This window comes from Achromobacter sp. NPDC058515 (assembly GCF_042721735.1).
In the GTDB taxonomy this organism is placed as follows: Bacteria; Pseudomonadota; Gammaproteobacteria; order Burkholderiales; family Burkholderiaceae_B; genus Achromobacter.
This window is the reverse complement of sequence record NZ_JBHXNI010000003.1, coordinates 557,251-570,184: the sequence shown is the minus strand read 5'-3', so window position 1 is coordinate 570,184 and position 12,934 is coordinate 557,251. Positions and strand designations below refer to the sequence as shown.

Annotated in this window: 12 protein-coding genes and 1 pseudogene; 7 read left to right on the top strand and 6 right to left on the bottom strand. The window is 69.1% G+C overall.

Going from position 1 to position 12,934, the window contains the following annotated elements; genetic code table 11:
- A pseudogene (locus ACFWP0_RS08555) lies at window positions 1–473 on the bottom strand (NADP-dependent malic enzyme); the annotation flags it as partial.
- Between the two features lie 107 nt (window positions 474–580).
- On the opposite strand from ACFWP0_RS08555, the gene ACFWP0_RS08550 reads away from it, so the two are divergent.
- From ACFWP0_RS08550 to ACFWP0_RS08535, 4 genes are all read left to right on the top strand, one after another.
- Complete coding sequence (locus ACFWP0_RS08550; RefSeq protein WP_377841168.1) at window positions 581–1,549, top strand: LysR substrate-binding domain-containing protein; 969 nt, start codon at window positions 581–583, stop codon at window positions 1,547–1,549.
- A 104-nt stretch (window positions 1,550–1,653) separates the two neighbouring features.
- On the top strand, window positions 1,654–4,392 hold the full coding sequence (locus ACFWP0_RS08545) for a cation-transporting P-type ATPase (protein WP_377841166.1): 2,739 nt from the start codon (window positions 1,654–1,656) through the stop codon (window positions 4,390–4,392).
- A gap of 253 nt (window positions 4,393–4,645) precedes the next feature.
- Window positions 4,646–5,452 carry an AraC family transcriptional regulator gene (locus ACFWP0_RS08540; protein ID WP_377841165.1) on the top strand — a complete coding sequence of 269 codons (807 nt, stop codon included), beginning with the start codon at window positions 4,646–4,648 and terminating at the stop codon, window positions 5,450–5,452.
- A gap of 86 nt (window positions 5,453–5,538) precedes the next feature.
- The gene (locus tag ACFWP0_RS08535; protein ID WP_377841163.1) at window positions 5,539–6,435 is read left to right on the top strand and encodes a DMT family transporter; all 897 of its coding nucleotides are present in this window, start codon (window positions 5,539–5,541) and stop codon (window positions 6,433–6,435) included.
- Here ACFWP0_RS08535 and ACFWP0_RS08530 read toward each other — a convergent pair.
- Window positions 6,422–6,898: a MarR family winged helix-turn-helix transcriptional regulator gene (locus ACFWP0_RS08530; protein WP_377841161.1), complete on the bottom strand. Its 477-nt coding sequence runs from the start codon at window positions 6,896–6,898 to the stop codon at window positions 6,422–6,424. The two genes, ACFWP0_RS08535 and ACFWP0_RS08530, sit on opposite strands and share 14 nt — an antisense overlap.
- Before the next feature lie 182 nt (window positions 6,899–7,080).
- Between ACFWP0_RS08530 and ACFWP0_RS08525 the strand changes: the two genes are divergently transcribed.
- The gene (locus tag ACFWP0_RS08525) at window positions 7,081–8,436 is read left to right on the top strand and encodes an MATE family efflux transporter (protein WP_377841160.1); all 1,356 of its coding nucleotides are present in this window, start codon (window positions 7,081–7,083) and stop codon (window positions 8,434–8,436) included.
- Here ACFWP0_RS08525 and ACFWP0_RS08520 read toward each other — a convergent pair.
- Window positions 8,357–9,334, bottom strand: a complete 978-nt coding sequence (locus ACFWP0_RS08520) for a LysR family transcriptional regulator (protein ID WP_377841158.1) — start codon at window positions 9,332–9,334, stop codon at window positions 8,357–8,359. The two genes, ACFWP0_RS08525 and ACFWP0_RS08520, sit on opposite strands and share 80 nt — an antisense overlap.
- A gap of 120 nt (window positions 9,335–9,454) precedes the next feature.
- On the opposite strand from ACFWP0_RS08520, the gene ACFWP0_RS08515 reads away from it, so the two are divergent.
- On the top strand, window positions 9,455–9,871 hold the full coding sequence (locus ACFWP0_RS08515) for a sel1 repeat family protein (RefSeq protein WP_377841157.1): 417 nt from the start codon (window positions 9,455–9,457) through the stop codon (window positions 9,869–9,871).
- The gene (locus tag ACFWP0_RS08510; RefSeq protein ID WP_377841155.1) at window positions 9,868–10,638 is read left to right on the top strand and encodes a sulfite exporter TauE/SafE family protein; all 771 of its coding nucleotides are present in this window, start codon (window positions 9,868–9,870) and stop codon (window positions 10,636–10,638) included. The genes ACFWP0_RS08515 and ACFWP0_RS08510 overlap by 4 nt, the downstream gene beginning before the upstream one ends.
- 9 nt (window positions 10,639–10,647) lie before the next feature.
- On the opposite strand, the gene ACFWP0_RS08505 is transcribed toward ACFWP0_RS08510, so the two are convergent.
- The 3 genes from ACFWP0_RS08505 to ACFWP0_RS08495 all read right to left on the bottom strand — a co-directional run bounded on the left by ACFWP0_RS08505 (window position 10,648) and on the right by ACFWP0_RS08495 (window position 12,830).
- Window positions 10,648–11,463, bottom strand: coding sequence for an SDR family NAD(P)-dependent oxidoreductase (locus tag ACFWP0_RS08505; RefSeq protein ID WP_377841154.1), 816 nt, complete (start codon window positions 11,461–11,463; stop codon window positions 10,648–10,650).
- A gap of 183 nt (window positions 11,464–11,646) precedes the next feature.
- Window positions 11,647–11,796 carry a hypothetical protein gene (locus ACFWP0_RS08500; protein WP_377841152.1) on the bottom strand — a complete coding sequence of 50 codons (150 nt, stop codon included), beginning with the start codon at window positions 11,794–11,796 and terminating at the stop codon, window positions 11,647–11,649.
- A 146-nt stretch (window positions 11,797–11,942) separates the two neighbouring features.
- Window positions 11,943–12,830 (bottom strand): LysR family transcriptional regulator, encoded by an 888-nt coding sequence (locus ACFWP0_RS08495; RefSeq protein ID WP_377841151.1) that lies wholly within the window; start codon window positions 12,828–12,830, stop codon window positions 11,943–11,945.
- Window positions 12,831–12,934 lie beyond the last annotated feature (104 nt).

Sequence of the window (12,934 nt, the reverse complement as noted above, 5' to 3'; positions counted from 1 at the left end):
GGGATCTTCATGCGTTCGCGGAGCTTGCGCTCGACGGTGAAGCATTCCGGGGCCTTGATGTCTTCGAGGTTGATGCCGCCGAAGGTGGCTTCCAGGCCGGCGATGATCTCGACCAGCTTGTCCGGGTCGGTCTCGTTGATCTCGATGTCGAACACGTCCAGGCCGGCGAACTTCTTGAACAGCACCGCCTTGCCTTCCATGACCGGCTTGGAGGCCAGCGCGCCGATGTTGCCCAGGCCCAGCACCGCGGTGCCGTTGGTGATCACGCCCACCAGGTTGCCGCGGGCGGTGTAGCGATACACATTGGCGGGGTCCGCCACGATTTCCTCGCAGGCCGCCGCCACGCCGGGCGAGTACGCCAGCGCCAGGTCGCGCTGGTTCACAAGCGGCTTGGACGCCACGACGGAGATCTTTCCCGGGGTGGGGTACTCGTGATAGTCCAATGCGGCTTGGCGGTCTGAGGGCGTGTTCATGGGGCGGGGCCTCCTAGTCTTGAATTGTGAAAAATTCTAGGCCTCAAGGCATAAGGTTATCATTCGGATTTAATATTGTCCCATTACCTTTATATTATGATCTGTCTATGACAGCCTTTGACCCGGACGCCGTCGTCCGGAAATTGACCTCGCGCCTGAAAATGCGCCACCTGATGCTCCTGCTGCAGATCGAGCAGCACGGGTCGCTGACCCGGGTGGCGGAGCACATGGCCACCAGCCAGCCGGCCGTGACGAACGCCCTGGCCGAACTGGAAAGCATGTTCGACGTGCCGCTATTCGACCGTTCGGTCCGGGGCATGACGCCCACCCCGCTGGGCGCCGTGGTGCTGGCCCGGGCCCGGGGGCTGGTCCACGACCTGGGCCACCTGGTGCAGGAAATGGAGGCCGTCGCGGCCGGCCATGCCGCCCACCTGCATATCGGCGTGATTCCCTTCGTATCGGGCCAGATGCTGTCGGCGGCCATCGGACGCACGCTGCCGCAAGGACGCCGCATCACGGCCACCATCCACGAAGGCCAGGGGCCCGCGCTGCTGCGCCAGCTTCGCGATCACACGCTGGACATCGTCGTGGGCTGGGCCACGCCCTCGGTGGACCTGAGCAACATCGATTTCGAGGTGCTCTATCACCAGCAGCCGCGCCTGATCGCCAGCCGCCGGCTGGCCGCCCGGCTGGGCCGTTCGCGGCTGGAATGGAACCGCCTGGCCGACCTGGACTGGATCCTGGGCACGCCGGGCAGCCCGATCCGCGAACAGGTGGCCGACATTTTCCTGCGCGCCGGCCTGGCGCTGCCGCCGCCTTCGGTGCAAAGCGACTCGTCCAAGCTGATCGGGGAGATGATCGTGGCCAGCGACCGCGCCGTCTCGATCCTTCCCGCCGATATCGCCGACGAACTGGTGCGCATCGCCGGCGCGGCCATCGTGCCCTATTCGTTCGACTGGACCCTGCCCCCGATCTCGCTGTTCACGCGCGCCGACGGCCTGCGGCGCAACGTGGACGCCTTGTTCGCCTCGGCCCTGCGCGAGGTCTACACCAAGGGCGCCCGCCCGCCCGTGTAACCCCGGCCCCGCGCACAGGGGCGGGTATCATGAAAGCCGGACTGACCTGTGCGGCCCCGGCTCCCGGCCCGGTCACGGCGCCAGTCCCCGGGAGGCCGTAGGCAATGACGCAGGCGAACACGCAGGCTCCGCAAGCTCCTCAACCCTGGCACCAGCTTTCCGTCGCCGACACGCTCGGCGCCCAGGTGACCAGCCCCTCGGGCTTGTCGCAAGACCAGATCCGGCGCAGGCAGGAAACCTTCGGCCTGAACGCCCTGCCTCCCCCGGTCCGCCGCAGCGCCTGGCTGCGGTTCCTGGCTCATTTCAACGATGTGCTGATCTACATCCTGCTGGGCGCGGCGGTCGTGACGGCGCTGATGAGACATTGGCTGGACACCGCCGTCATCCTGGCGGTCGCGATCATCAACGCCATCATCGGCCATGTGCAGGAAAGCCGCGCGGAACGCTCGCTGGACGGCATCCGCGACATGCTGTCGAACCATGCCCGCGTGGTGCGCGACGGCCAGAAGGAAGAGATCGACGCCCGCGACCTGGTGCCCGGCGACATCGTGATCCTGCGCCCGGGCGACAAGATTCCCGCCGACGTCCGGCTGTTCGACACGCACAATTTCCGTGTCGAGGAATCCATGCTGACCGGCGAATCCACCGTGGTCGAAAAGCACGACGCGCCGCTGCCCGGCGACGTCCCGTTGGGCGACCGGCTGAACCTGGGGTTCTCCGGCACCCATGTCAGCGCCGGCAACGCGCGCGGCATCGTGATCGCCACCGGCAGCGACACCGAGATTGGCCACATCAACCGCCTGATGAGCGACGTGCAGACGCTCCAGACGCCTCTGCTGCGGCAGATGGATCAGCTGGGCAAGCGCATTTTCCAGGTGGTGCTGGTCATGGTGGCCGTGCTGTTCCTGGTCGGCCGCTACCAAATGGGCATGCCCTTGTCCGATCTGCTGTTGTCGCTGATCAGCATCGCGGTGGCGGCGGTGCCCGAAGGCCTGCCCGCCATCATCTCCATCATCCTGTCCCTGGGCGTGCAGCGCATGGCGCGCAACCGCGCCATCATCCGCAAGCTGCCCACCGTGGAAACGCTGGGCGCGATGACGGTGATCTGCTCGGACAAGACCGGCACCTTGACCATGAACGAGATGACGGCCAAGAACGTGCTGCTGGCGCAGGGCGCCTACCGCGTGGCGGGCGACAACTACCGGCCCGTGGGCGAGATCGCCCGGGAATCCGACGGGCTGCCCGTGGACTGGGAGCATGAAGACGCGCTCAAGCGCTTCGTGCGCGCCTCGGCCATCTGCAACGACAGCCAGCTGCATGAAGACGCCGATGGCCAATGGCGCATCGTGGGCGGCCCCACCGAAGGCGCCATGGTGGTGCTGGCCGCGAAGGCCGGACAGGGCCTGGACGGCGTGGAGAAGCTGGGCAAGGTGCCGTTCGACTCCAGCTACAAGTACATGGCGCGCCGCTGCAACGACCATGGCCAGAATCTGATCTACGTCACGGGCGCGCCCGATGTGCTGTTTCAGCTGTGCGCCCGGGAACAGGGCGCACACGGCCCGCAGGCGCTGCGCGCGGAGTACTGGCAGAGCGGCCTGGAAGCCTTTGCGCATCAGGGGCTGCGCACGCTGGCAGCCGCCTACAAGCTTGGCGCCCCGGGCGCAACCGCGCTGGACCATCCGGACTTCCAGGACGGGCTGATCCTGCTGGGCGTGGCCGGCATCATGGATCCGCCCCGCCCCGAAGCCATCGAAGCCATCGCCCACTGCAATCAGGCAGGCATCCGCGTGAAGATGATCACCGGAGACCATCCGGAAACGGCGCTGGCCATCGGCGCCATGCTCGGCATGACCCACACCAGCGAGGCCATCACCGGCGCGCAGCTGCAGCACATCAGCGACGAAGAACTGGCCGCGCTGGCGCGCGACCACGATATCTTTGCCCGCACCAGCCCCGAGCACAAGCTGCGCCTGGTGCGCGCGCTGCAAAGCCTGGGCGAAGTCGTCGGCATGACGGGAGACGGCGTCAACGACGCCCCCGCGCTCAAGCAGGCCGACGTCGGCGTGGCCATGGGCATCAAGGGCACCGAGGTCACCAAGGAGGCCGCCGACATGGTGCTGGCGGACGACAACTTCGCCTCCATCGCCTATGCCGTGCGCGAGGGCCGGCGCGTCTACGACAACCTGAAGAAGACCATCCTCTTCATCCTTCCCACCAATCTGGCGCAGGCCCTGCTCGTCATCACCGCGATCCTGGCCGGCGCGCTGACCCCGCTGTCGCCCCTGCAGATCCTGTGGATGAACATGGCAACCTCCACCACGCTGTCCTTCGGCCTGGCGTTCGAGCCCGGCGAACCCGGCCTGATGCACAGGCCGCCGCGCACCCCCGGGAAATCCATCCTGGACGGCTTCGCCATCTGGCGCATCGCCTTCGTGGGCATCCTGTTCACCACCACCGCATTCATCATCGAGAAAAGCCTGGTCGCCGCAGGGCGGGACCCCGACTTCATCCGCACGGTCATCCTGCAGACGCTGGTGACGGCGCAGTGGACCTATCTGCTGAACTGCCGCTTGCAGGACAGGTTCTCGCTCACGCTCAGCATGTTCCGCAACAAGGCGCTGTGGCTCGTCACCATCGCGCTGGGGCTGCTGCAGTGCGCCGTGATCTACCTGCCATGGATGAACCGCGTGTTCGGCACCGTGCCGCTGCCGCCGGAATATTGGACGCTGACCCTGGTCGCGGCCGCCGTGCTGTTTGGCATCGTGGAAATCGAGAAGCTGATCCTGCGCGCCTGGCGTGCCCGGCACGCCAAGCCCGTCCTCGCGCATCGACCGGCATCCTGATTTTTTTCCGCCCGCGGCCCGGGCGGAAAAAAATGCCAAGAAATGTAAAGCGCGCATCCGCGACGCCGCCTGCCCTCCTATACAGGACGAGGCGCCCGCCGCCGCGTATGCCAGCCAGATCTGCCGGCAACAGAACGGGCAATGGAAATGGGCGGCCGTCGAACCGTCGGCGGCGCGCTGGAACGGCCTGCAATAGCTTGATCGCGCCGCACCGGGCAGGCGATACTGGCCGCAAGCCCTTTCCGGTTCCGCCATGGACTCACACGCATTCGTCATGCACCGCAGCGCGCTCGCCGGCGTGCAGGCCGTCGCCGCGCGCAGCGGGCGCGCGTTCTCGCGGCACACGCACGACCAGTTCGGCATCGGCGTCATGCGCCAGGGCGAGCAGGTGTCGCATAGCGGACGCGGCCAGGTGCGCGCGGGCCCCGGGCACGTCATTACCGTGAACCCCGGCGAAGTGCACGACGGCGCGCCGGTGGGCGGCGAGCGCGCCTGGCAGATGCTGTACCTAGATCCCGAGGTCGTCGCGCATGCCGCGGCCGAACTGCGCGCGGACGGGCGCAGCTACGAATTCGAGCACCCCGCCCAGGACCGCCCCGGCCTGGCCCGCGACGTGCTGGCGTTGTATTCCCACGCCACGGCGCACGCTCCGCCCCTGGCCTGCGACGCCTTGCTGCTGCGGATCCTGGCGCAGGCGCGCAGCCCCGACGCTGCCCGTCTCCGGAACGAATATCTCATCGGCGCGCCCGACGCCATCCGCCATGCGCGCGCGCTGATCGACGACGACCCGGCGGCGGGGCTGTCCCTGGCCGACCTGGCCGCGGCCTGCGGCCTGAGCCGCTACCAGGCGCTGCGCGCCTTTGCCCGGGCCACGGGGCTCACGCCCCACGCCTACCAGATGCAGCGTCGGCTGCTGTTGGCGCGCAGCCTGATCCGGCGCGGCTACACCCTGGCCGATGCGGCGGCGGCGGGCGGCTTCGCGGACCAAAGCCACATGACCCGGCTGTTCACCCGCACCTACGGCGTATCGCCGCGGCGCTACGCGCTGGCCGCCGGCTGACGCCCGCCCGCTGCAATTTCGTTCAAGACCCGGCCCACCCCGCCGTCCTACGCTGCGCCTTTCCATTCGGACAGGCGGACTTGGCCATGAACAGCAGGACGCAGGGCTTTTGCTTCTTGGCCGGCGCGATGGCGCTGGTGGGCAGCACGGTGGTGGCCAGCAAGATCATCGGGGCCGGCCTGCCGCCCTTTACCGCCACCGCCCTGCGCTTTGCCATCGCGCTGCCGTGCTTTGCGCTGCTGATGGCGATAACCGGCGCCCGGATTCCGCGGCTGGGCAGGCGCGACTGGCTCTTGCTGATGGCGCAGGCCATCGCCGGCAGCGTGGGCTACACCACCCTGCTGATCGCCGGGCTGCAGCGCGCATCGGCGGTGGACGGCGGCATCATCCTGGGAACCCTGCCCCTGGCGACCGCCGCGATCGCCATCCTGGTGCTGGGCGAACGCCCCGGCAAAGGCGCCTTGGCCGCCATCGGCGTCGCGGCCTTCGGCGTCTGGCTGATGTCCAGCCATGCGGCCGGCGCGGGCGGCGCGACGTCGCTGGCCGGCAACGCGCTGATCCTGGGCGCGGTGGCCTGCGAAGGCCTGTTCATCCTGCTCAACAAGCGCCTGCATGTGCCGGTGGCGCCGCTGGCGCTGTCGACCATCATGGCGGGCTTCGGCCTGGCGTTCTCGGCGCTGGCCTGCCTGGCGGAGGCGCCATGGACGCTGCCGCTCCCAGCCCATGCCCTGGCGGCGGTGGGCTATTACGCGCTGGTGCCCACGGTAGGCGGTTTCCTGCTCTGGTATGCGGGCTCGGCGCGGGTGCGGGGATCGGATGCCGCGCTTTTCACGGCGCTTGCGCCGGTCTCGGCCGTGGCGCTGGCGGCCGGCCTGCTGGGCGAGCCGCTGGCCGCCGCGCAATTGGCCGGCATGGCTTGCGTGCTGGCCGCCGTCGCCATGCTGGGCTGGGCGGGGCGGCGGACGAGCCCTAGCCGCGGCTGAACGCCAAGGCGAATTCGTCGGAGAAGATGTCCGCCAGCGAACGGCGCAAGGCCGCGGCGCGCTCGGCGCCATACGCCGCCTCGAAACGGTTCTGCGCGTCCTTCCACAAGCGCTTGGATTCCGCCAGCTTGGCGCGGCCCGCGTCGGTGAGCTCGACCCGGCGGCTGCGGCCGTCGAACGCGTCGCGCATCATCCGCACATAGCCATCGCGCTGCAGCGGCTTGAGGTTGTGGGCCAGCGCCGAGCGGTCCAGCACCATGGCGCGCGCCAGGTCGGTCATGGACGGCGTGCCGGCGCGCGCGATATGGACCAGGATCGAATGCTGCGACACCTTCAGGCCGCAAGGCGCCAGCACCGTGTCATACAGCTGCGACACGCGCCGCGTCGCCTTGCGCAAGGCGGCGCCATTGCAGACGAGCGGGTCCGGGGCAGCGGCGGGGGCAAACAGCGGGGCGTCGGACATGGCTGGCGGGCGATAAAGAGTCGGCGGGGCAAGAACATAACGCTACTGCCGGGCCAGGTTCGAGTCCAGCCCGTTCTTGACAGATACTGGCATATGCACGTAACTTTTATCAACCTTTTCCCACCGGCCCCGCCATGCCAGCGACTTCCCCGCCACGACCCGCCAATGCGCGCTTGCATGCGATGCTTCACGCCCCCATCGCGCCGACCCTGGCGCGGCTGGCATGGCCGAACATCCTGATGATGCTCGCGCAGTCCTCCACCGGATTGATCGAGACCTGGTTCCTCGCGCGCCTGGGCACGCCCGTGCTGGCGGGCGTGGCGCTGGTGGTGCCCGTGCTGATGCTGATGCAGAACATGTCGCAGGGCGCGATGGGCGGTGGAATTTCCGCCGCCGTGGCGCGCGCCCTGGGCGGCGGCCGGCAACAGGAAGCCGACCAGCTCGTGCTGCATGCCGTGGTGCTGAACGCCTTGCTGGGCCTGGCCTTCTGCGTAGTGCTGCTGGTCTTCGGCCCGGCGCTGTACCGCGCCCTGGGCGCCGAGGGCGCCGCGCTGGAAGCCGCGCTGGCGTACTCCAACGTCATCTTCGGCGGCATCGTGCTGATGTGGCTGATGAACGCCTTTGCCAGCGCCATCCGCGGCACCGGCAACATGCTGGTGCCCGGCGCGGTCATCTGCGGCGGCGCCGTGCTGCTGATTCCGCTGTCGCCCTGCCTGATCTTCGGCTGGGGGCCCTTCCCCGCGCTGGGCGTGGCGGGCGGGGGCTGGGCGCTGGTGACCTACTACGCGGCGGGCGCGCTGATCCTGGGCGCCTACTGCGCAAGCGGGCGCAACGCGGCGCGCCTCGTGCCCAGCCGCCTGTACGCGGGCCTGATGCGCAACATCCTGAGCGTGGGCGCGCTGGCCACGATCAACCCGCTGATGACCAACGCGCTGGTGGCCCTGACGGCCGCGCTGGTGGGCGCCTATGCGGGCGAGGCGGCGGTGGCGGGCTACGGCATCGCCGTGCGCCTGGAATACCTGCTGATGCCGATCGCCTTCGGGCTGGGCGCGCCCATGGTCGCGATGGTGGGGTCCAACATCGGCGCGGGCCAGCCCGAGCGCGCATTGCGCATCGCCCTGACCGGCGGCGCGATGGCCTTCGTGCTGGCCGAGAGCATCGGCCTGGCGGCGGCGTTTTTCCCGGAAGCGTGGCTGCGCCTGTTCGGCGCCGAAGACCACATGCTGCAGGCCGGCGCCGGCTATCTGCGCATCGTTGGCCCCGTCTACGGCTTCTTTGCGCTGGGCTTTTCGATGTACTTCGCCTCGCAGGGCGCGGGACGCCTCAAATGGCCCCTGATAGCGGGCTTCCTGCGCCTCCTGATCGGCATCGGCGCGGGCGGCCTCGCGCTGCGCCTGACCGGATCCCTGACCGTGTTCTTCGTGATCGCGGCGGTGGCGATGTGCGTGTACGGCCTCGTCATCCTGGGCGCCGTCGCGTCGGGCTCCTGGTTCGACCGCGGGCGCCTTCCGCGGCGCCGTCTGTTTGCGCGTCCGTAGCGGGTCCGGCAGGCGCGGGCGCGTCGCGCAGCGCGTATTCCACGAGTTCTCCCGCGTACGCCGGCAGGTCATCGCGCACGCATAGCACCAGGTCGCGGGCGGCCCAATCGTCGGCCAGCGCCACGCGCCGCACGCCGGCGGCCCGCCCGTAGCGCAGCGCGGCCACGCGCGGCACGATGGCGATGCCCACGCCCTGCCCCACCATCCGGCACACGGCATCGAAGCTGCGCAGGCGCACGCGGTAGGACAGCGCCTTGCCGCTGCGGCGCGCATGATGCGCGATGTGCTCCTGCAGCGCGCTGCCTTCCACCAGCCCCACGAATTCGTGGCCGGCCACGTCGGCCAGCAGGACCGACGGGCGCTCCGCCAACGGATGGCCTTGCGGCACGACCAGGGTCAAGGGGTCGTGGCGGAACGTGCGCGTGCGCAGCCCGTGCAGGTCGGCTGAATCCGCCAGCACGCCGATGTCGCACGCGCCCGCGCGCAGCGCGTCGGCGATCTCATGGCTGAGTCGTTCTTCCAGGTCCACGGAGATGCGCGGATGGTCCTTGAGAAAGGCGCCCAGCACGCCAGGCAGGTACTCGCTGAGGGCCGTGGTGTTGCACAGCACGCGGACGTGTCCTTTCAGCCCTTGCCCGTAGTGGTCGAGCTCGCCGCGCATGCGGTCCATCTGCCCCAGCACCACCCGCGCATGGTGCGCAAGCGTGCGGCCCGCCGGCGTGGGCGCCACGCCGCGATGCTCGCGCAGCAGCAGCGGCACGCCCAGCGCGTCTTCCATGCCGCGGATGCGCTCGCTGGCGGAGGCCAGCGTCATGTGGGAACGCCTGGCGCCCGCCGTGATGGAGCCGGTTTCATGCACGTTCAGGAAGAGCCGCAGGTCGGTCAGGTCGAATCGCATGAAAAAAGCGTAGCACGCCGGCCTCAGGCTGATCCATAGGCGGGGTATGCAAGATCCCGATGCGGATTTTGGGCGCCAGCAAGGCAGAATGAAGCCGTACCACCGACAAGGGGAGTTTCCATGAAAACCATGACATGGCGCGGCGCGGCCCGATGGCCGGGCCTGGCCCTGATTGCGCTGGCGCTGCAAGCCTCAGGCGCAGCCGAAGCGAACGCCGGCTTCGGCGCCTACGCCACGCCGGCGCAGCAGTACGCCCTGGCGCTGGAAGCCCAGACCGTGGGCGACTACGCCGCCATGATGACCTGGCTGCGCGCCGCGGCGCGCGACGGCCACGTCCCTGCGCAGCGCATGCTGGGCGTGGCGCTGATCGGCGCACCCGCGCTCTATGGCCCGTCCCAGACCGCGGACCTGTGCGAGGGACGCCTGTGGCTGATGCGCGCCGCGCGCAGCGACGGCGCGAACGCGACGCAAGACGTGGCCTATGCCTTGTTCGGGCGTCCCAGGGACGCGCTCACCGCCCACTGCGAGCCTTCATGAATCCCATGGATATGCTGCCTGGCGGCACGCCCGCGCTGCTGGCCATCACCGTGGCGGTGTTCATCCTGGCCGGCGTGGTGAAGGGCGTGGTCGGCCTGGGCCTGCCCACCATTTCCATGGCCATGCTGGCGCTCGTCATGGCGCCGGCGCAGGCCGCGGCGCTGCTGATCGTGCCGTCGCTCGTCACCAACCTGTGGCAGGCGCGGCCCTGGCCGACGCTGCTGCGCGTGCTGCGCCGCATCGCCGGCATGCAGGCGGGCGTCTGCGCGGGCACCATAGCCGGCGCGCTGTGGCTAGGCGCGCCGTCCGGCCAGTGGGCCAGCGTCTGCCTGGGGCTGGCGCTGGTGGCCTACGCGGCGTGGGGGCTGTTCGGGTCGCCACCCAGCGTGCCGGCGCGGCGCGAGGGCGCGCTGGGCGCGGTGGTCGGCGCAATCACCGGCGTGATCACCGCCGCCACGGGCGTATTCGTGATTCCCGCCGTGCCCTATCTGCAGGCCCTGAACCTGGGCAAGGACGGACTGATCCAGGCCATGGGCATTTCGTTCACGGTATCGACCGTGGCGCTGGCTGCGGGGCTATGGCTCAATGGCAGTTACACCGCCCACGCCGCGGGCGCGTCCATCCTGATGCTGCTGCCCGCGCTGGCCGGCATGGCTCTGGGCCAATGGCTGCGCGACAAGCTGTCCGCGCGGACGTTCAAGCTGTGCTTCATGGTCAGCCTGGCGCTGCTGGGCGCCTATCAGGCCGCGCGCGGCCTGACAGGGTGAACCCAGCGCCTATGCCGCCAGCCGCCTTTCGTCCACGAAGCCGATCGACACCGACATCTCGCGCCAGCGCGCCAGCTCCTGCTGCACCGCCTGGATCTTGCTGCGGGCCTGATCGAACGAATCGCGCCCCAGGAACAGATGCAGGGGCGCGTACTGCGCCTCTGCCGCGTGGATCAGCGCCTGCGCCGCCTTGGCCGGATCGCCGCCCTGCTCCAGTCCCTTCGGGCTGCGCGCCGCGAGTTCAGGAGACTCGCCCCGCGCGCCGGCGCGCATCGCGCCCGGATACACCAGCGACACGCGGATGCCCAGGGGCGCGGCCTCGGCCGCCAGGGTTTCGGTCAGGCCGCTGACGGCGAACTTGGCGGCGCTGTAAGCGCCCCACTCCGCATAGCCGCCGTCAAAACCCAGGATCGACGAGATATTGAACACATGTCCGCTGCGCTGCGCCCGCATGCGCGGCATCACCGCGCGGATGACGTTCAGCACGCCGAACACATGGGTGTCGAAGCTGCCGCGCAAGTCCGCGTCGGACAGGCTGTCCAGCGATCCCTGCAGCCCGTGGGCGGCGCCGTTCACCAGCACATCGACACCGCCGAACGCCGCCATCGTGGCGTCCACCGCGCGGCGCACGTTGCGCTCGTCCGCCAGGTTTACGGTCAGGGGCAGGAACTGGCCTTCCAGCTTCGCGCCCACCGCATCGAGCAAGGCATCGCCGTCGCGGGCGGTGGCTGCCACCTTGTATCCCTGATTCAACAGCATCTTCACCAGGACCAGCCCCAGCCCCGTCGACGCGCCCGTCACCAACCAGATTTTTTCGGTATTCATGCGATTCCCTTCCGTGCTCGCGGCGGCCGGCAAGATGCCAGGCTGCCCGGCGGGCGACGGCGGATTCATAAATAAGCCGCCGGTCCCGGCCCTGGAAGGAATAGTAAGAATCGCAAGGCTGCGCGAACAGGCTCGATCTTGCGTGAAACCTGCCTATTTCTACGTTGATGCGTCGCGGGCCCTTCAGCCCAGGGCGCTGCGGTAATGCTCGCTGTCGAACCGGGGCGCGGTATCCGCGCTTGCGGCGGCGGGCTCGGCTACGGGCTCGCTGACCGTCGCCACGCCAAACAATGAGAGTTCCGCGTTGACCAATGCTTCTATGAAATTCGCCATGATGACTCCTGGAGCAAGGCGTCCCTGCCGGCGGACAGGGCGCCGGTCTTATAGAGGACATAGACGGCATGGTGCAGGCCATGGCGCCGTGCGTCCATTTGCTTTCCTCAATGGCGACGATTGAAAATGCGCAAGGCCCAGCCGATTCAGCGCGCAAAGCGCCGGCGCTGACCGGTCTGCCTGACCGCCGCCACCAGCGCCTGCGCGGCGGGGCCGGCGGAGCGCGAGAAGGCATAGAAGCAGGCCTGCGGCAGCTCGGGCATGCCCTCTTGCGCGGACAAGGCGCGCAGCCCCTCGCGCAACTGGCTGCGCGCCACCGGCGCCACCGCAAAACCGGCTTGCGCCGCCGCCAGGCAGCCCGCCATGCTGGCGCTTTCAAACACGGGCTGCCATGCGCGCTGCGCCCGGCCCAGCGCGGCAATGGCGGCCTCGCGGTAGACGCACGGCTCCGGAAACACCGCCAGCGGCACCTGCGCCCCCGGCTTCCAGGCCTTGTCGTCCCCCCAAGCCCACACGAGATCCTCTTCCCACAGCAGCTCGCCGCCGTCGTCCACGCGCGCGCACTGCTTGCCGAACACCACGTCCAGCTTGCCGCGCGCCTGCTGGCGCAGCAGGTCGGCGGTCACGCCCACCTTCAGCTCGATGGACGCCTCGGGATGCGTCCGATGAAACGCCTGCAAGACCTCGGCCAGCCAGGCGCCCGCGAAGTCCTCGGAAGAGCCGACCCGCAGGCGTCCCTTCAGCCGCGCGCCGCTCAGGCGGGCGCGCGCCTCTCTTTCCAGATCGACGATGTTGCGCGCGTAGGCGTAGAGCGTCTCGCCCGCCGGGGTCAGCTCAAAGCTGCGCGTATTGCGGTCCAGCAGCACGGCGCCGGCCACGACCTCCAGCCGCTTGATGTGGCCGCTGACGGCCGAAGGCGTCAGCGCCAGCGCATCGGCGGCCAGCGCAAAGCCGCCGCAATCGACGACCTCCAGAAAAGTGCGCAACAGCGTCAGGTCCAGCACGGGACCGGCGGGTTCGTTCGGGGCGTACACGGCAGCGCGTTCCTTTTATCAATGATTTACTGATAATACCAATGCATTCATCAAGAATCATGACAAGCGGCGCGGCTATCGTGACAGCATCCCAACCCGCAGGA

Coding starts and splice junctions, on each gene's coding strand:
- ACFWP0_RS08505 (WP_377841154.1), bottom strand. CDS start 11,463: ATGAATACCGAAAAAATCTGGTTGGTGACGGGCGCGTCGACGGGGCTG.
- ACFWP0_RS08515 (WP_377841157.1), top strand. CDS start 9,455: ATGAAAACCATGACATGGCGCGGCGCGGCCCGATGGCCGGGCCTGGCC.
- ACFWP0_RS08520 (WP_377841158.1), bottom strand. CDS start 9,334: ATGCGATTCGACCTGACCGACCTGCGGCTCTTCCTGAACGTGCATGAA.
- ACFWP0_RS08540 (WP_377841165.1), top strand. CDS start 4,646: ATGGACTCACACGCATTCGTCATGCACCGCAGCGCGCTCGCCGGCGTG.
- ACFWP0_RS08525 (WP_377841160.1), top strand. CDS start 7,081: ATGCTTCACGCCCCCATCGCGCCGACCCTGGCGCGGCTGGCATGGCCG.
- ACFWP0_RS08535 (WP_377841163.1), top strand. CDS start 5,539: ATGAACAGCAGGACGCAGGGCTTTTGCTTCTTGGCCGGCGCGATGGCG.
- ACFWP0_RS08500 (WP_377841152.1), bottom strand. CDS start 11,796: ATGGCGAATTTCATAGAAGCATTGGTCAACGCGGAACTCTCATTGTTT.
- ACFWP0_RS08545 (WP_377841166.1), top strand. CDS start 1,654: ATGACGCAGGCGAACACGCAGGCTCCGCAAGCTCCTCAACCCTGGCAC.
- ACFWP0_RS08530 (WP_377841161.1), bottom strand. CDS start 6,898: ATGTCCGACGCCCCGCTGTTTGCCCCCGCCGCTGCCCCGGACCCGCTC.
- ACFWP0_RS08510 (WP_377841155.1), top strand. CDS start 9,868: ATGAATCCCATGGATATGCTGCCTGGCGGCACGCCCGCGCTGCTGGCC.
- ACFWP0_RS08550 (WP_377841168.1), top strand. CDS start 581: ATGACAGCCTTTGACCCGGACGCCGTCGTCCGGAAATTGACCTCGCGC.